Source organism: Bdellovibrio reynosensis (assembly GCF_022814725.1).
Taxonomy (GTDB): Bacteria; Bdellovibrionota; Bdellovibrionia; order Bdellovibrionales; family Bdellovibrionaceae; genus Bdellovibrio; species Bdellovibrio reynosensis.
Window position 1 is genome coordinate 3,414,724 of sequence record NZ_CP093442.1, and the last position, 16,923, is coordinate 3,431,646.

Consider the following 16,923-nt stretch of genomic DNA (forward strand, 5'->3'; position numbering starts at 1 on the left):
GAATTGGTAATCTATTTTCCGTCATGAAGTTCTAGGCTGGTGTTGGTTAACGTCGATCGTAAGAAGTGATTTGTCTTCTGTGCAGTCAAGCCCAGTTGACCACAATTACGACAGGTCTACGATTATAAATAGCTACCTTTCACGGAGGAGGGTCCAATGAAAAAGTTCTTCTTGTTATCTTTACTGCTGGTTTCAACATTGGGTGCAAATGCTGAGGAGTTGTCTTCGCAGCCACAACTTGACGATTTAATCTCACCTGATGAAATCGCAGAAGAGTTAGGTTTCCCGCGTACAGAGATGGGCGTTGATGTCCTGTCATATGACGATTTCTATAAATCAGAGGCCGCTGACTTTATTTCTGAATACCCGCTGGTTGTGATTATTAATAAATCAAACCGTGGGCCAACGGCGCAAACTTTGGTTATGTATGAAAATGGTTTCCAAACTAGTGTATGGCAGGTTTCAACCGGCCGCGAAAGATGGGAACTGGCTAAGAGTGGCAGAAGATACTTTAGTGCAACTCCAGTGGGTTATTTCTATCCTTACCAATTAGTGCGTAATCACTATTCCCACACCTGGAAAGCCAATATGGAATTTTCTGTATTCTTTAATGGTGGGGTGGCAGTGCATGCGACAACTCCTGATCACTATAAAGAATTAGGCACCCGAGCTTCTGGCGGCTGCGTAAGACTATTGAAGGAAAATGCAGAATACTTCTATAGACAAATTGAAGCCCACGGGAAGGGTCTCATGCCTGTGATTAAAAGAGACGGCACTGTTTCAAAAGATCGTTGGGGCAATCCAGTTCGTGCGATTAAGTGGAAAACCCTTATCGTAGTTATTAACGAATAAATCTTTAAAGCAGGGCCTTTTAATTATAGGGCCTGCATCTTTCTACTTCTTGTTTGTCCACCTGATCTGTAATAAAAAGGGAACATGTCAAAGTCCCTTGCTGCTGAATTTCAATCCCATCAACAGTTATCCGCTGAAGGTCAGGATTTTCTAAAGCATTTAGAAAAATCCATTGCCCAGGATCTTTGGGAAAGTGCCGGAGGGCACTGGAGTTCTCAGTCCATCGAATTTTTCCGTAAAACAGCCATGGCGAAACTTTCTATGGGGGTCAGTGAAAGTGCTGGCCAAAGCTTTCCAGAGGCGTGGCAATCCGTTGTGCGCGATTTTCACAGTCAACAGTGCTGGGGTGAAAAACGACTTATAAAAAAGGAAATAAAACCCAAGACCGAAGAACAAAAAATTTTTTGGGAGCTGTTTTCCTACATCTGGATTTTGATTCAAGCGATGCTCATCACCAAGACTGCTGTTTTTTATTTGGGAATTAAAGCCGCTGAAGAAGGAACCAGCGAAGGTCAGATCTATGTGACTTTAGCACTGATATTTTCAGTGGTATCACTAAGTTGGTTCGGCTATCGAAAATACCGGAAAAATCACAAGGACTAAAGAATGCAATTGGTGTTGTGGCTAGTGGTGGGTTTGGTATTAGGTCCCTCGCTGCTTGGTATAACCATGCCTGCCTTCTTTAAGCCCTTATCATCCTTAGCCGGTGCATTGTTCTTAGCATTGGCTGGTTGGGAACTGCGGTTTCTAGATTTCAAGAACAACAAAAACTTCTATGCAAAGGTTTTCGTTGGCACTTTTATTTTTCCTTTCTTTTTTTCTTATTTTTGTTTTCAGCAAAATTATTTCATTGGCCTTGCTTTAGCGATTTCGGCCCTACCTATAACGATTCAAATTCTTAAAGAAAAAGATCTGTATGAAACTGACCTTGCAAGAAAAACCGTCACACTAGCAAGCCTCGTTGATATTTGTGCCTGGGCCGGGATGGCTTTTTTAATCCCCGCAAGCGACCTTCGTTCTTGGATATTATCTCACTGGGTGGTTTTGGCATTTTTCGCCGGGATCATCCTAGGGCATTTCTTTAATCGCGCAAAAAATATGCGAGCAATCTCATTGCAGAAATGGCTTCTCGCACCCTTGTTTTTTGCGGCCTTAGGATGGCAAATAGATCTTAAATCTTCATTTTCCTTTAAAGAATTTGCGAGTCTATTTTTGGTAGCCATTTTTGTAAAATTAGTTGGAACTTATGTCACTGCAAGATGGAGCGGTGAAAGCCACCGAGAGGCCCTTAACTTAGCATCTCTTTTAAATGCCCGCGGAGCCATGGAAATTATTGCTGCAAACTTTGCCTATAATGCAGGTTTAATCAACGCTACCACTCTTTCAAGTTTGGTTTTAATCGGTATAACCACTTCATTTATCGCAGTAATTCTGGTCAAAAAAACATAGTTGTGGCTTGCTGTGTTGAACAGATTTGTCAGGATTCTGTTAGGGGTATTGACCAAACTCTGTACGTCTCGATAATTTCTGGACTCACCAAACATTTTTTTAAAAGAGTATCCATGACTCAACGACTGTTACACAGATTGTTTGATAACGATAAGCCGGTCCATTGGCCCTCGAAAGGGCGTGCCAAGAGAAATGCGCTCGGATACCCGAAGTGTCAGCAAAATTTGAATATTATTTTTGAAAACGGAGTCTATATGACTCCGTTTTTTTTTGGAGAATAGCCCATGTGTGGAGTTGTTGGCCTTATCGGAGAAGACAGTGCCGGAGAAAAACTTTATCCCGCGCTATTCGCGTTACAACATCGTGGGCAGGATGCCGCGGGAATCTTAAGTTACGACTTTGATCGCTCGCAGTTTCATTTAGAAAAAGATTTGGGACTGGTCGAAGACGTGTTCAGTACGGAACGCCGTCTAAGACTGAAGGGTTCTATGGCGTTGGGACACACCCGCTATTCAACCATCGGTACTGTCGACAAAGAAGACCTTCAGCCCTTGTTTCTAAGTTATCCCTACGGGATGGGAATGATCCATAACGGGAACGTTACTAATTATGACGAAGTTGTCGACTACCTTCGCAACCGCAAATTGCGTTGGACATTCTCCCGCAATGATTTAGAAATTCTTTTGCACATGACGGCTGTGGGTTTGGCTTCACGCAAAGACACGGCTTCGTTATCTGAAAATCTAGCAGCTTCGATTAAAGAATTGTTAGAACAAGTTCATGGCGCTTACAGCGCTATCGCTATGTTGGCCGATCAAGGCATGTTTGCTTTCTGTGATAAAAACGGAATCAGACCTTTGCTTGTAGGCCGCAGAAAAAACGGAAACAAATACAGTTACTGCTTTGCCTCTGAAAAACAGGTTTTCTTTGGTTTAGGTTATGAATACTGGCGTGATCTAAAACCGGGGGAGCTAGTATTCGTCGATAAAGATTTAAATTTGCATTCTTTCCTCCTCAGCGAAAAAAAGGCCCGTCCGTGCATGTTTGAATGGGTTTATTTTGCTGGCTCAGAAACAGAATGGCACGGTCGCCCTGTTTATGAGGTGCGATTAAATTTAGGGCGCATCTTGGCTGAAGAGTGCATGAAAAAAGGCTTGGATATAGATGTGGTGGCTCCGGTGCCTGACACTTCAAGAGCGGCTGCTTGCAGACTTGCCGAAGTCTTAGAAAAACCATACCGCGAAGTTTTAATTAAAAATCGCTACGTGCAACGCAGTTTCATCGTCAATCAGCCAGAGCTGCGCAAGATGATGGTGAATTTAAAACTTTCCCCGGTTGAAAGTGAAATTCGCGGTAAAAAAATTCTTCTAGTAGACGACAGTATCGTGCGCGGAACTACATCAGCTCGCATTATTAGGTTACTTCGCGAAGCGGGTGCTGAAAAAGTTTATCTTGCCAGCACCTGTCCGCCCATTCGTCATCCTTGTTTTTATGGCATCGATTTCCCTGAAGGGGAATCTTTAGTGGCCTTTCAAAAAACAGAAGAAGAAGTGGCTAAAGTCCTCGAGGTCGACGGCCTCGTATTCTTACCTTTGAACAGATTAAAAGAAGGATTGGGTTTAGAAAGTCTTTGCAGTGCTTGCTTAGACGGTGATTACCCAGTTCCTGTTTCAACCGAAAACTTTCTTAAAACTCGCCAGGTCAATATCGGCGGAGATGGAAAAAAGGAGAACGCACTATGAAAATCCAAGTTCTTTTTGGCAGCGCCAGTGATGAAAGAGTTTACGGCCCCCTATGTCGCTCATTAGAAAAATCCGGCGATGTGAAAATGGAAGTGGCCTCAGCTCATCGCAATCCAGACCGTGTTCGTGAAATCGTAACAACCGGTGGGGCCGACGTGTTTGTCGCGGGCGCAGGCCTGGCAGCTCACTTACCAGGAGTTGTTGCTTCCTTAACGCAAAAACCTGTGTTCGGTGTTGCAGTGAATGGCGCTTTCTCAGGACTTGATGCTTTCTTAGCTATCGTGCAAATGCCAAAAGGTGTTCCGGTGATGTGCGTAACAGAAGAAAACGCACATAAAATCTCTGACTATCTTTTGCGTTGGAAAAACATGCCAACAGATAAAATCCTTATGCACTGGAATAAAGATCTAGAGTCTTATTCACCAATTCAAAAGGCACTTGAAGATATCCGTACGCAAAGTGGTGTAGATGTTCAATGGGCTGAAAGCTCAAACCCTCAATGCGTCGGTGAAATCGTAAGCCCTTTTGAAATTCCAAAGGTTACGGGGTTGAACCTATTCCTTTGCGAAAAAGAACAACTGGCAAGCACCCAAATGGCACTGGACTTCTTCAATAAAGCAAGACAAGGCGGCATGTGGGTGGGCGCGAACAATATCGGTAACTTCGTACTTCAATGGAAAAAACTGACTGAAATGGGAGCTTCTGCATGGAACTAATTTACAAAGGTTCAGTCAAAGATCTTTATAAGAAAAACTCTGACAATCTAGTTTTTGAATACAGCAACCGATATTCCATTTTTGATTGGGGTGAAATGCCCAATGAAATCCCGCAAAAAGGGGAGGCGTTAGCTTCCATGGCGGCTTCGTTTTTCGAATATTTAGCTAAGAAGGGTTACTCTTCTCACTACGTAGCTGCGGCAAGCCCGACCTCAATTGAAGTTCAATCTGTGAACGTGTTAAGACCTGAATGGGTCGAAGGTCAGTACGACTATACGATTTATCAAGACAACCCAACTCATTGTCTGGTTCCTTTGGAAGTCATCTTCCGTAAACACTTGGGGCAAGGAAACTCTTTAGAGGGCCGTTTAAAAAAGAATCCGGCGTATCTTAAAGACTTAGGTTTAAACGAAGTGCCAAATGGTGAAACAACTTTCACTCCGGCTCTTGTTGAGTTTTCTACAAAGCTTGAAACTTCTGATCGCTACTTAAGTCGCCAAGAAATTTCAGAAATGAACATTCTTTCTGAAACTGAATTGCAAGCTCTTAGGGAGCAAACGCAAATCATCAGTTCTGAACTTGAAAAGCTATTTGCTTCTTTCGGTGTGAAGCTTTGGGACGGCAAACTAGAATTTGCTTTCGGGGCTAGAAAAGCTAACGGCGACCGCGAGCTTTTATTAGTCGATTCTATCGGACCAGATGAACTTCGTTTAACTTACGAAGGTTTGCCTTTATCAAAAGAATTCCTTCGCCAACTTTATGCGAATACTCCGTGGAACGATGCCGTTAAAAAATCAAAGGAACTTGCGCAAGAACGTAAGTCCCAGGATTGGAAAGCCATCTGCAAAGATGAGCTTGGACAGCACCCGCAAACGCTTTCTACTGAACATATTGAAGTTAGTTCTTTGCTTTATAAAGCCTTAGCAAATGAAGTTGCAGGCGTTGTTGGCAGAACAAAACCATTTGCCTCTGAATTGAATTTAAAACTGTGGCATCAAAAAGCTCAGAAAGCTTTGGAGTTAGTTTAATGAGAGTCGTTGTTGTCGGTAAGGGCGGACGCGAACACGCGTTAGCCCAGAAAATCAAGGAATCAAACCTGCTATCGGAATTGTGGGTTTGTCCCGGTAACCCGGGCATGGCCAAAGCTGGTATCAACTGCGCGCCAGTGGAAACTGCTGAAGCTATAGAAGCTTTCTGTCTAGAAAATAATGTATCTTTAGTCGTCATCGGACCAGAGGCCTTAATTCTTTCAGACTTAAAAGCTCGCCTAGAAATGCAGGGCATTCCTTGTTTTGCTCCGACAAAAAATGTAGCCCAATTAGAATCTTCAAAACTTTTCTGTAAAAATATTCTTCATGATGCCGATGTTCCCACGGCAAAAGTGCTTGTCACCCATGCCATCGATGAAGCAATGGCCGCAATTGAAGCCCATAATTTCGCAAGTCCTTTGGTTCTAAAGGCCGACGGACTCGCGGCAGGCAAGGGTGTCTGGGTTTGTGAAAACAAAGCACAGGCTCTAGAGGGTCTAACAAATTTGACCACTCAGTTTGGCTTTCCGCTGTTAATTGAAGAATGCCTGATCGGCAAAGAACTCTCTGCTTTCGCTCTTTGCGATGGCAAAGACTTTGTGATCTTGGGTACTGCTTGTGATTATAAGCGCATTACACCAGATCTTTTCAGTGCCAATACCGGGGGCATGGGTGCCTTCAGTCCTTGTGATTTTATTACCCAGGAAGATACAGAAACCATCCATCAGATTTTTGTTAAAACTTTAAACTGTCTGCACGAAAAAAATCTTTCTTACCAAGGCTTCTTATTTGCGGGATTAATGAAAACCGCAAAAGGGCTTTATGTTCTTGAATACAATGTGCGCATGGGGGACCCAGAGACCCAAGCGTTGGTGCCAAGAATCCAAAGTGATTTGTTAGAGCTGATTTCGGCAGCGACAAAGCATGAGTTGGCTGGCAAACAATGCAAACTTTCAGAAGAAGTGTCTGTTCATGTAGTTGCAGTCAGTAAGGGTTATCCAGAAGCAAAAATGCTTTTAGGCGCGGAGTTGAATCTTCCTCAAACCCTTAATACTCAATTGTACTTTGCAGGCGTCAGCGAGAAAGATCAGAAGCTTGTGAATTCGGGCGGCCGCGTCCTAGGGGTCACAGCCCTTGCTTCATCTAAAGAAACCGCGCGCACTCAAGCCTATGATGATATCCAAAAAATTGCCTATGAAGGCATGTACTTCAGAAAGGACATCGGTCAATGAATCCAGTTCGTGTAGCTATCTTTGCTTCGGGTACTGGTTCCAATGCCATGGCCTTAATTAATAAAGCAAAAGAGCTTCCGAATTCGTCTTTGACGATCGAGTTCGTCCTTTCCGATAAATTAAATGCTCCTGTTTTGGAAAAAGCTAAAAATGCGGGTGTAAGAACCTATCTGATCGAAAAAAAGCAAACCCGCGAACAACATGAAGCAGAAATTCTTGGCGTTCTTCGCGAACACCATGTTGATTGGGTTTTGTTAGCGGGATATATGCGCCTGGTTTCTGGCTCTTTTTTAAAGCAACTTAGCCAGTGGCATGACGGTCATTCGCAAGTTGTGAACATTCATCCCTCTTTGCTTCCAGAGTATCCAGGCAAAGACTCCATAGCCCGTGCCCACACAGATAAAGCAGAAAAAACAGGCGTAACCATTCATCTCGTTGATGAAGGCATGGATACCGGAAGCATTCTTTTACAAGAAGCCCTATTTTTAAATCCACACCATCCACTGCAAACATGGGCTGAAGAAATTCATCGTCTAGAACATAAAATGTACACCAGGTTTTTACAGGATCTTGCCTTTAAAAAACATCCGACAAATCATTTTCAGGAGACTTATTAAATGAAAAGAATCTCAGTCCGAAGTCTTTACGACCACAGCACTGAAAACGCCCTTAAAAAGGCTTTCGAAAAAGAAGCTCCACTAAGTGATTTACGCCTTAGACGCGTATACTGGCTCGTAGAAAAAAATCCTGGGTTTGCTAAAGAACTAAAACTTGAAACGTTAATGGATAAAATTTTCTTTGATCCGGTTGCTGAAGAAATCGAACACGGTTTTCAAGAATTCAACCCAGCAGCTACATATGTAGAAATTCGCTTCTTAGCCGGGGTCACTGACAACCTGGCTCGCTCTGCCACAGAAGCCTTAATGCTGTTTGCGCCCAATACTGCAAACTCATGGCAAGAGTTTGGAATTGAAGCCCATAGCGGCTGGCAAGTGGAAATCCAGGGGGATTACTCGAAAGCTCAAATTGAAAAGATCATGTTTCAATCCCTGGCAAATCCCTTATTAAATAAACTTGAAATCGCCCGAGGTGGTGACCTTCAAAAAAACAATCCTTGGCAAAACTTCACTAATTTCTGGAACTCGCCAAAGATCGAAAACCGTAAGTTAGAGCTTTTTGATCTAACTGAAGAGGTTTTAAACAAAATCAATTCAGAGCGCGGCCTAGCCCTTAGCGATGAAGAAATTCAAACCATCATCGCTCATTTCACTAATCCAGAATTAACCAAGTCACGCCAAGCCCTAGGCTGGGCCAATAAAGTTACCGAAGTGGAATTAGAGTGCCTGGCGCAAACCTGGAGCGAACACTGTAAACACAAAATTTTTGCTGCAGAAGTGGACTACACAGAAGAAAAGGGGGACTTCCCAGCCCTAGGAGCCAAAAAGATCACGAGTCTTTATAAAAGCTATATTCAAAAAGCGACTAAGGACCTTGAAAGCTGCGGTTATCTAGTTTCTGTTTTTAAAGACAATGCCGGCATCGTAGATTTCGACAAAAACCTTAACGTATGTGTGAAAGTCGAAACCCACAACAGTCCTTCGGCCCTTGATCCTTTCGGTGGGGCACTTACCGGAATCTTAGGCGTCAACCGCGACATTCTTGGTTGCGGCCTTGGTGCAAAACCCATCGCTAACACCGACGTGTTCTGTCTTTCTAAAAAAGATTTATTCCCAGGAACGGAGGCCTCACAACGTCCTGAACTTCTAAAAGATCCAGGCGTTATTTTCCGCGGTGTCCATCAAGGTGTTGAAGAAGGCGGAAATCAAAGCGGTATTCCGACTGTCAACGGCAGCTTCTATTTCGCCTCTGAATTCGCGGCAAAACCCTTAATCTTCGTGGGCTCTTTAGGAATCATGCCGAAGAAAGTGGACAACCGTCCTTCAGAAGAAAAAAGAATTGAAGCTGGTGATCTTATCGTCGTAGCTGGTGGTCGTCTTGGCAAAGACGGCGTTCATGGTGCAACCTTCAGTTCCCTTGCACTTCACGATCAAGTTTCATCAAACGTCGTACAAATCGGCGATAGCATCACTCAAAAGCGTCTTTTAGATTTCACACTACAGGCTCGTGATAAAGGTTATATCCAAGCCATCACAGACAACGGCGCTGGTGGCGTAAGTTCCTCTATCGGTGAAATGGCCCAATTCTCTGGCGGGGCAAAATTAGATCTTAGTCAGCATCCCCTAAAATATAACGGTCTAGAATACTGGGAAATGCTAGTGAGCGAATCCCAAGAGCGAATGTCCTACGCTATCAAACCCACTGATCTAAAAGCCTTCATGCAGCTTGCCCATGACATGGGTGTGGAAGCCAGCGTTTTAGGTGAATTTACAAACTCTGGCAGCTTCGAAGTTCATCACGGGTCAACCATGCTAGCTTCCTTAGACTTACACTTCTTGCATGAAGGTTTAAGTCGCATGAAAGTACCAGCGCACTTCGAGGGTGCGAAAGAATATAAAGAGTACTTTAGAGCGACCCCGAAAAAAGAAATTCCAGCACAGGATAGTGAAGGACTTGTCACAGCTTTAAAAACAGTTCTAGCTTCACCAAACGTAGCTTCCCGCGAACCATTGGTCAGATACTACGATCACGAAGTTCAAGGTGCTACAAGATTAAAACCCTACGGCGGCTTGACCCAACAAGGTGCCAACGATGCGGGTGTTATTGATCTAGGTGTACACGGCGGTGAAGAAAATAATGCCGTAGCAGTTTCAAATGGTCTTTGCCCTCAGTTTTCCTATTACGACACTTATCTTATGGCGCAAAAAGCTGTGGATGAGTCAGTAAGAAATCTTGTGGCGACTGGAGTAAATCCAGAAAAAATGGCCTTGGTGGATAATTTCTGCTGGCCAGATCCCATTGGCAAAGCAAGCAATCCCGATGCCCAACACAAAATGGCGCAGTTAGTGCGCGCGTGCGCCGGACTTTACGATGCGGCTCAGTCTTTCAAAGCTCCATTTGTCAGCGGCAAAGACAGTATGAAAAACGATTTCATTGGTAAAACCAAAGACGGCAACACTGTCAAAATTTCGGTGCCACCGACGTTATTAGTAACAGCCATCGGTCAAATTCCTGACGCTAAAAAAGTAACTCCCGGATTTTTCCAAGAGGCAGGCGATGAAATCTACCTTGTCGGAAAATTGACACAAAGTTTGTACGCTTCTGCGCTGGCTCAGGAATATAAAACTCAAGAAACCAATCCTGAGTATCCTGATCTGAACGCAAATCAAGAACTCTACAAAAAGATATTCCAAGCAAATTCAAAAACTCTAATTAAATCCTGCCACGACATCTCTGAAGGCGGATTGATGACAGCAATAGCTGAATCCTGCTTCGGAAATAATCTAGGCGCAAAGTTGAACCTGCAAAACTTAAAATGGAATCATTTATGGTCTGAAACAGGTTCATTGTTTGTTATGAGCGTTGCACCTGAAAACAAAGCGGCCTTTGAACAGCATTTCGCAGGGATTTGTCTAAAACTGGGTGAAGTCACAAACACGGCAAACCTTGAATGGAATTTCGCAAATACATCAGCACAAGTATCGATTTCCGAATTAAGAAATATTTGGTCTAAGGGGGTAGAAAATGTCTATGAAGCCTAAGTTTTTAGTCCTTTGGGGTGATGGAATTAATTGTGAAAATGAAACTGCGCGCGCTATCGATCTAGCGGGTGGGGAAGCTTGCAAGGTTCACGTCAATGAACTTCTGAAAAATCCAAAAAGTCTGCACGACTATCAAGCGATGGTTTTCCCCGGGGGATTTTCCTTCGGAGATCACCTAGGCAGCGGACAAATTTTATCTTTAAAACTAGAAAACACTTTAAAAGAAGAATTGCAAAAGTTCGTAAAAACGCAACCCGTTCTAGGAATCTGCAACGGCTTTCAAACTTTGATTCGTCTTGGCCTTTTGCCTGATGCTGACTTTCAAAGAACCTGCGCGCTGGTAAAAAACGAACAAGGTCATTTTATCGATCGTTGGGTGGAAATGGAAAGGGATGAAAAGTCCTCGTGTGTATGGACGAAGTCTTTACCTAAAAATTTCGTTTTGCCAATTCGCCACGGTGAAGGCCGCTTTATCTGCAAAGAAGAAAGCACTTTAAAGCGCCTTCTAGAAAAACATCAAGCCGTTTTGAAATACACCGAAAACGTAAACGGAGCCCAAGCCCAAATTGCCGGCGTCTGCGATAGTTCAGGTCTTGTCTTCGCTTTGATGCCTCACCCGGAAGCGGCCCTTCACGACTGGCACCTGCCCTTCGCAGGTAAAGCTTGGGGCTTAGAATTTTTTAAAAGTGCTGTTGAATTTTTAAGGAGTAAATAATGGCTCAAATCCGTCGCGCCCTTTTAAGCGTCTCTGATAAAACAGGCTTACTAGATTTAGCAAAAGCCTTAGCTGCACAAAACGTAGAGCTTATCGCCAGTGGAGGAACTGCCAAAACTTTGCAAGAAGCTGGTTACCAAGTTACTCCCGTAGAAAATCTAAGCGGCAAAGGCGAAGCCTTCCAAGGCCGCATGAAAACCATCAGCTTTGAAATCGCTTCTTCCTTACTTTTCAGAAGAGAAGACCCCCAAGACATCGCCCAAGCAAAAGATTTAAATATCGAGCCGATTGATTTGTTGGTGGTAAATCTTTATCCATTCCATGAAACCTTGGCAAAACAAGGCGGCTTCCAAGAATGCATTGAAAACATCGATATCGGCGGACCAACATTGCTTAGAGCCGGGGCGAAAAACTTCCGCTCTGTCACAGTACTTTGCGAACCCGCTCAGTATCCTCAATTTATTAGTGAGTTCACTGAAAGCAAAGGCGCAACAACTTTTGAATTCCGCCAAAAATGCGCTGCTCAAGTTTACACAATGACGGCATTCTATGATCTAGCTATCGCCGGATACTTAAACCAGCAAGCGGGAGCCGGGCTTCGCTATGGCGAAAATCCTCACCAAAAAGCTTTTGTTCTAAAAGATCCATTCCAAGAGGGCCTTGCCCACAGTCGCTCGTTACAAGGTAAGGAAATGTCTTACAATAATTACCTTGATGCCGACTTTGCTTTAAAGACTTTGCAAGACGTGCATAGCTGGCAAGGTGGAAAGGCTTTACCAACTGCGGTCGTGGTGAAACATAATACGCCTTGCGGATTGGCTTTAGCTGAAACTCCGTTGCGCGCTTTAGAAAAAGCCTGGAAAGGTGACGAGAAAAGCTCGTTCGGTGGTATCATAGCTTTAAATTTCCCAGTGACTGACGAACTGGCAGCATTCTTCTCCGAAAAATTCGTGGAAGTGATCCTAGCTCCGTCATTCACCGACAGCGCCCGCGAAAAACTTAAAAAGAACTGCCGAATCATGGAAGTCGGCACCCAAGCTAAGAATTCATGGCAAGTAAGAAGCATCGAAGGCGGACTTTTAGTTCAACAGCAAGACACCTTCGATCTTTCAAATATGAAAGTCGTTACTGCGAAAACGTTCGCTGACGATAAAAAGCGCCTGGCTTCTTTCGCGATGCTTGCAGTGAAAAACCTTAAAAGCAATGCCATCGCAATTTGCAGCCAAGACGGACCAGAGTTCGAATTAACCACCATGGGTTCAGGCCAAACCAATCGTATCGATTGCATCGAAAAGCTAATCACTTCGCGCTTAGAAGATAAAAAGATCACAGACGTTTCAGAGGTGGTTCTAGCCTCTGACGCTTTTTTCCCTTTTGCTGACTCGGTCCAAGTAGCAGCAAAACTGGGGGTAAAATACATCATTCAACCAGGTGGTTCCGTGAAGGATTCAGAAGTCATAGCCGAAGCAGACCGCTTAGGTATCGCCATGATGTTCACAGGTCGCCGTCACTTTTTACACTAAAGGAAAATGCCTATGAAATCCGTAGACTATAAAGAAGCTGGCGTCGATATCACAAAAGCGGACGCCTTCGTTGAAAGAATTAAAAACCTAGTGCCAACAACCTTCAATGACCAAGTCCTACAAGGCATCGGTGGCTTTGCTGCAGTTTACAAACTAAGCGAAGACAGATACTTGGCTTCATGTACTGATGGCGTAGGAACCAAGCTTAAACTAGCGCAGAAATTAAACAAACATCACGGCATCGGTATTGATCTAGTCGCGATGTGCGTGAATGACCTTTTATGTGTAGGCGCAAAGCCTTTGTTCTTTTTAGATTACATGGCCTTCGGAAAACTCGACACCAAAGTCAGTGAAGAACTGATTGCGGGCATGGTCGATGGTTGCCGTCAGTCGGGTATGGCCTTGATCGGTGGCGAAACTGCAGAAATGCCAGGGGTTTACCAAGACGGCGAATACGACTTAGCTGGATTCAGCGTTGGCGACTTAACTCCACAAGAAATGTTCAATGATAAAAATATGTCGGAAGGTGACGTTCTAATCGGTATCGCCTCTAGCGGCTTCCACTCGAACGGCTATTCACTATTAAGAACGCTCGTCGACGACAGCGAAACAGAACTGCAAGAACAGCTCTTAGTCCCAACAAAGATTTACGTAGAAACCTACAGCCAGCTTCGCAAAAAATTCCCCCAGGGCTTTTTAGGCGCAGCCCACATGACCGGCGGAGGGGTTGAAAACATCCCACGCATGAGCGAAAACTTCGATTTCAACGTGAACTTCTGGCCCGCAGTCACAGAGCTTGCTCCGGTATTTAAGCCTATTTTGCAAAGAGTAGATTTAAGTCAGGAAGAGTTATTTAGAACTTTCAACATGGGAATCGGTTTAACAATCCTAGTGAAAAAAGAAGTAGCGACAGAAGTTTTAAATCACCTCCACGAAAACAGAATCAAAGCGTGGACTCTGGGTGACATCAAATCGGGGAGTGGCCAACTAAACATGAACGTGGAATGGAAACTAAATTAAGTTCAAAAGAAGGAAGGGGAATCACCTTCCTTCTTTTTTATGTATTTAATTTTTAGAATCCCCAGACACCTCGGCCTCGTAAGTAAATGACTACGTCTTCGGCTCCGGTAAGCCAGATGTTTAGACGGCCGTTGTGAATGCCGATATGGTTAGGTCGGAAAGTCACCCGAATAGAACATCGAAAGCCGGGCCAAAGCAGACTAGGACAGTTTTCATTTGCCCAAAAACCGCTGCCATTGACGTCGATGTCGTTGATATATACAGGTAATCGCCCCGTATTCCTGATATAGAATCTTTGAGATTCTGAATCATAAAGTTGAACCCGCCCGAAGTTGTAGAAAAGGTATCGGACTTGCGCCGAAACATCATCTTCTTCTTCAATGCCATTAATTTCTAACGTTTGATTAGCACTCAGGGGCGACGGGCCTGACGCTTCAGTAGGGGATTCATTCCCCAGTGCCGGCGCCGACAGCGAAAGAGTTAGTAGAGCTAAAAGGAAATATTTCATGAGCACCTCCTTGTTGTCTTCATTTTTTAGGAATGCAAAATGAGTATCAAAATATTTTTCCAAGCATTCAAAGGTTGCAATAGAAAGTAAGGTCCGGAACGCTGTCAAACGTGATCTCATCTAGATGCAAGCCTTGGTATTTGTGAAGCTCTGTCTTTTTAGAATTGTTTTTGATTAAGCTTGATGGCTTTTAAGTCATACTGAAAATTCCGTTTTGCACAGTGAGGTGCCTTGCCACTTTCCAAAGTCAATGAGAAGCTGGCGAACATAATCGCTCGGAGTGCCCTATGAATAAAAACCACCGCGCCAGCCCCATGAAAAATCCGATCATTCTAGCTCTTGATGTCGACACTCGTGATCAGGCATTAAAAATTGCCGACGACCTCAGAGAGATTGTAGGCGGATTTAAATTAGGGCCACGTCTGTGCCTGCGCTACGGAATGGAATTTGTAAAAGAGGTCGCCCAGCGAGGGCCCATTTTTCTAGACAATAAACACTTTGATATCCCTTCAACAATGGAAGCTGCCGTTCGCGCAAGCTTCGATGCAGGCGCCTCCCTTGTAACGGTTCATGCTTTGAGTGGCCTTGAAGCCCTAAAAAGAATGGCCGCCGTAGAAAAAGAGCTGAACCAAATTCGCCCCTTTAAAATTCTTGCGGTGACTATTCTGACTTCTTGGGATCAAAACTCTTTACCTGGGAATATGAAGACTCAACCGATCGCACAGCACGTAACTGAACTAGTAAGTTTAGTAAAGTCAGCGGGACTAACCAGCGTGGTTTGTTCCCCTCATGAATTAGACCTTTTACAAAACCAGGATCTTTACCTTGTCACTCCGGGAATTCGCTTTAGTATGCAGGATTCTGGCGATCAAAAACGCATTATGGATCCTAAAGAAGCTCTAAGAAAAGGGGCTTCAGCGTTAGTAGTAGGTCGCCCTATCCTTGAAGCAAAAGACATCAAGGAAACAGCAACTGATTTTGTGATGGCAGTATATGAAGAAAAATAATTCTCGTCCTTCTGGTAAATCTCAATCGCAACAACGTCCTTCACAAGGTCGCCAACAACGACCTCAGGCGGGTGGTCGTCCTCAGCAAAATCAGGTTTCCCGCTCTGAAAATCATATACCTCGTGAATGGCGCATCGTTATCGGCACTCACGCTATCAATGAAGTTTTAAAAGTACGTCCCCGCGAAGTAAAAGGCATGTGGTTGCGCCAAGGTTGGGAAAATTCCAATGACTTGCGCGATATGCAGGCCCTAGCCGAAAAGGCTCGCATTAAAATCGACATTAAAGCAGACCAGGTGATCGAAAAATTCGGTCCCTCTCAGCAAGGTGCTGCCGTGTTTGTCGATGGAGCTCCTGATTTAGATATCGCCTCGCTAGAAAAATTCGAGAAATCCGTCGTATTGATGTTAGACGGTATCGAAGACCCTCATAACCTAGGTGCGATCCTAAGAACTTCTTGGTTGATTGGCGCCCACGGGGTCCTAATTCCAGAAGACCGCGCGGTGGGTCTAACTCCGACAGTTCACAAAGTTGCTTGCGGGGGCGTTGAACATGTCCCGGTTGAGGAAACTACAAATTTTGGTAAGTACGCAGAAGAACTAAAGAAACAGGGTTACTGGATCTTCGGATTAAGTCCGCGAGGCACCAAATCCATCTTTGAATTAGACCTTCCCGAAAAAGTTGTTTGGGCGGTGGGTTCAGAAGATAAAGGATTAAGAGTGACAACAGAAAGACTCTGTGATGAATTAGTTTTCATTCCGCAGGCAAGTTCAAGCGCTAGTTACAATGCGTCCGTTGCAACAGCGATGGCGTTAACTGAAACTTTGAGGCAGCACGCGGCGCGCGGAAATCGTAAAAAATCGTAATCTGTCGAATAATTGTCTTTGACCGATCAAGATTTTCTCCGTAAAACATTCCGGTTATCTCAGTAAGGCTGGTTTAGCTCAATTGGTAGAGCAGCTGATTTGTAATCAGCAGGTTGCGGGTTCGAGTCCCATAACCAGCTCCAAATTTTCTGAGTAGACATTTAAGTAATGGGTAGGTGCCCGAGTGGCTAAAGGGGACGGACTGTAAATCCGTTGGCTTATGTCTACGAAGGTTCGAATCCTTCCCTACCCACCATTTAAATTTCTACTCTGAGAATTTGGGAAAAAAGCTTTGTTTTGGTTTTTCCAGAATAACTTTTTTCGGGCGTTCTGATGGGCGGGAGTAGCTCAATTGGCTAGAGTATCTGCCTTCCAAGCAGAGGGTTGCGGGTTCGAGACCCGTCTCCCGCTCCAAATAATCAGAACTTCGCATGGGGCACGAGATAAAGCCTATCAAGGAGCGATGGAGGAAAGCGTATATTATACGCCGACGACTGAGCGACGCAGAGAGGGTTTATCTGGTGCCCCATGGGCCCATGTAGCTCAGTGGTAGAGCACACCCTTGGTAAGGGTGAGGTCGTCGGTTCGGCTCCGATCATGGGCTCCA

At 44.4% G+C, this 16,923-nt stretch carries 15 protein-coding genes and 4 tRNA genes; 18 read left to right on the plus strand and 1 reads right to left on the minus strand.

The window, feature by feature from the left end; genetic code table 11:
- The first annotated feature begins 156 nt into the window (after positions 1-156).
- The 12 genes from MNR06_RS15895 (at position 157) to purM (ending at position 13,936) form a co-directional block, all read left to right on the plus strand.
- Complete coding sequence (locus MNR06_RS15895; protein WP_243537535.1) at positions 157-852, plus strand: L,D-transpeptidase; 696 nt, start codon at positions 157-159, stop codon at positions 850-852.
- Between the two features lie 84 nt (positions 853-936).
- Complete coding sequence (locus MNR06_RS15900; RefSeq protein ID WP_243537537.1) at positions 937-1,455, plus strand: hypothetical protein; 519 nt, start codon at positions 937-939, stop codon at positions 1,453-1,455.
- Between the two features lie 3 nt (positions 1,456-1,458).
- Positions 1,459-2,301 (plus strand): cation:proton antiporter, encoded by an 843-nt coding sequence (locus MNR06_RS15905; protein WP_243537538.1) that lies wholly within the window; start codon positions 1,459-1,461, stop codon positions 2,299-2,301.
- Between the two features lie 284 nt (positions 2,302-2,585).
- On the plus strand, positions 2,586-4,043 hold the full coding sequence (gene purF, locus MNR06_RS15910; protein ID WP_243537540.1) for an amidophosphoribosyltransferase: 1,458 nt from the start codon (positions 2,586-2,588) through the stop codon (positions 4,041-4,043).
- Positions 4,040-4,759, plus strand: a complete 720-nt coding sequence (locus MNR06_RS15915; protein ID WP_243537541.1) for an AIR carboxylase family protein — start codon at positions 4,040-4,042, stop codon at positions 4,757-4,759. Before purF ends, MNR06_RS15915 begins: the two co-directional genes overlap by 4 nt.
- Positions 4,750-5,787 carry a phosphoribosylaminoimidazolesuccinocarboxamide synthase gene (locus MNR06_RS15920; protein ID WP_243537544.1) on the plus strand — a complete coding sequence of 346 codons (1,038 nt, stop codon included), beginning with the start codon at positions 4,750-4,752 and terminating at the stop codon, positions 5,785-5,787. Before MNR06_RS15915 ends, MNR06_RS15920 begins: the two co-directional genes overlap by 10 nt.
- Positions 5,787-7,019, plus strand: a complete 1,233-nt coding sequence (gene purD / locus MNR06_RS15925; RefSeq protein ID WP_243537545.1) for a phosphoribosylamine--glycine ligase — start codon at positions 5,787-5,789, stop codon at positions 7,017-7,019. The genes MNR06_RS15920 and purD overlap by 1 nt, the downstream gene beginning before the upstream one ends.
- Positions 7,016-7,636, plus strand: coding sequence for a phosphoribosylglycinamide formyltransferase (purN, locus tag MNR06_RS15930; protein WP_243537547.1), 621 nt, complete (start codon positions 7,016-7,018; stop codon positions 7,634-7,636). Before purD ends, purN begins: the two co-directional genes overlap by 4 nt.
- A complete protein-coding gene (locus MNR06_RS15935; RefSeq protein ID WP_243537550.1) occupies positions 7,637-10,678 on the plus strand; it encodes a phosphoribosylformylglycinamidine synthase subunit PurL in 3,042 nt (1,013 codons plus the stop codon). It abuts the gene before it with no gap.
- Positions 10,662-11,393, plus strand: a complete 732-nt coding sequence (locus tag MNR06_RS15940; protein WP_243537551.1) for a phosphoribosylformylglycinamidine synthase subunit PurQ — start codon at positions 10,662-10,664, stop codon at positions 11,391-11,393. Before MNR06_RS15935 ends, MNR06_RS15940 begins: the two co-directional genes overlap by 17 nt.
- Positions 11,393-12,916, plus strand: a complete 1,524-nt coding sequence (purH, locus tag MNR06_RS15945) for a bifunctional phosphoribosylaminoimidazolecarboxamide formyltransferase/IMP cyclohydrolase (protein ID WP_243537552.1) — start codon at positions 11,393-11,395, stop codon at positions 12,914-12,916. The genes MNR06_RS15940 and purH overlap by 1 nt, the downstream gene beginning before the upstream one ends.
- Positions 12,917-12,928: 12 nt before the next feature.
- The gene (gene purM, locus MNR06_RS15950) at positions 12,929-13,936 is read left to right on the plus strand and encodes a phosphoribosylformylglycinamidine cyclo-ligase (RefSeq protein WP_243537553.1); all 1,008 of its coding nucleotides are present in this window, start codon (positions 12,929-12,931) and stop codon (positions 13,934-13,936) included.
- 52 nt (positions 13,937-13,988) lie between these two features.
- Here purM and MNR06_RS15955 read toward each other — a convergent pair whose 3' ends face one another.
- Entirely contained in the window at positions 13,989-14,564 is a 576-nt protein-coding gene (locus MNR06_RS15955) for a choice-of-anchor D domain-containing protein (RefSeq protein WP_243537554.1), read from the minus strand.
- Between the two features lie 167 nt (positions 14,565-14,731).
- Between MNR06_RS15955 and pyrF the strand changes: the two genes are divergently transcribed.
- The 6 genes from pyrF to MNR06_RS15985 all read left to right on the plus strand — a co-directional run bounded on the left by pyrF (position 14,732) and on the right by MNR06_RS15985 (position 16,923).
- A complete protein-coding gene (gene pyrF / locus MNR06_RS15960) occupies positions 14,732-15,451 on the plus strand; it encodes an orotidine-5'-phosphate decarboxylase (protein WP_243537556.1) in 720 nt (239 codons plus the stop codon).
- The gene (locus MNR06_RS15965) at positions 15,438-16,316 is read left to right on the plus strand and encodes a TrmH family RNA methyltransferase (protein WP_243537557.1); all 879 of its coding nucleotides are present in this window, start codon (positions 15,438-15,440) and stop codon (positions 16,314-16,316) included. The genes pyrF and MNR06_RS15965 overlap by 14 nt, the downstream gene beginning before the upstream one ends.
- A gap of 67 nt (positions 16,317-16,383) precedes the next feature.
- Positions 16,384-16,459: transfer RNA gene (locus MNR06_RS15970), tRNA-Thr, on the plus strand.
- Positions 16,460-16,486: 27 nt separating this feature from the next.
- A tRNA-Tyr gene (locus MNR06_RS15975) sits at positions 16,487-16,572 on the plus strand.
- 81 nt (positions 16,573-16,653) lie between these two features.
- A tRNA-Gly gene (locus MNR06_RS15980) sits at positions 16,654-16,730 on the plus strand.
- A 118-nt stretch (positions 16,731-16,848) separates the two neighbouring features.
- Positions 16,849-16,923: transfer RNA gene (locus MNR06_RS15985), tRNA-Thr, on the plus strand.

Coding starts and splice junctions, on each gene's coding strand:
- MNR06_RS15915 (WP_243537541.1), top strand. CDS start 4,040: ATGAAAATCCAAGTTCTTTTTGGCAGCGCCAGTGATGAAAGAGTTTAC.
- purM (WP_243537553.1), top strand. CDS start 12,929: ATGAAATCCGTAGACTATAAAGAAGCTGGCGTCGATATCACAAAAGCG.
- purH (WP_243537552.1), top strand. CDS start 11,393: ATGGCTCAAATCCGTCGCGCCCTTTTAAGCGTCTCTGATAAAACAGGC.
- MNR06_RS15965 (WP_243537557.1), top strand. CDS start 15,438: ATGAAGAAAAATAATTCTCGTCCTTCTGGTAAATCTCAATCGCAACAA.
- MNR06_RS15935 (WP_243537550.1), top strand. CDS start 7,637: ATGAAAAGAATCTCAGTCCGAAGTCTTTACGACCACAGCACTGAAAAC.
- MNR06_RS15940 (WP_243537551.1), top strand. CDS start 10,662: ATGTCTATGAAGCCTAAGTTTTTAGTCCTTTGGGGTGATGGAATTAAT.
- pyrF (WP_243537556.1), top strand. CDS start 14,732: ATGAATAAAAACCACCGCGCCAGCCCCATGAAAAATCCGATCATTCTA.
- MNR06_RS15905 (WP_243537538.1), top strand. CDS start 1,459: ATGCAATTGGTGTTGTGGCTAGTGGTGGGTTTGGTATTAGGTCCCTCG.
- purF (WP_243537540.1), top strand. CDS start 2,586: ATGTGTGGAGTTGTTGGCCTTATCGGAGAAGACAGTGCCGGAGAAAAA.
- MNR06_RS15920 (WP_243537544.1), top strand. CDS start 4,750: ATGGAACTAATTTACAAAGGTTCAGTCAAAGATCTTTATAAGAAAAAC.
- purD (WP_243537545.1), top strand. CDS start 5,787: ATGAGAGTCGTTGTTGTCGGTAAGGGCGGACGCGAACACGCGTTAGCC.
- MNR06_RS15955 (WP_243537554.1), bottom strand. CDS start 14,564: ATGAGATCACGTTTGACAGCGTTCCGGACCTTACTTTCTATTGCAACC.
- MNR06_RS15900 (WP_243537537.1), top strand. CDS start 937: ATGTCAAAGTCCCTTGCTGCTGAATTTCAATCCCATCAACAGTTATCC.
- MNR06_RS15895 (WP_243537535.1), top strand. CDS start 157: ATGAAAAAGTTCTTCTTGTTATCTTTACTGCTGGTTTCAACATTGGGT.
- purN (WP_243537547.1), top strand. CDS start 7,016: ATGAATCCAGTTCGTGTAGCTATCTTTGCTTCGGGTACTGGTTCCAAT.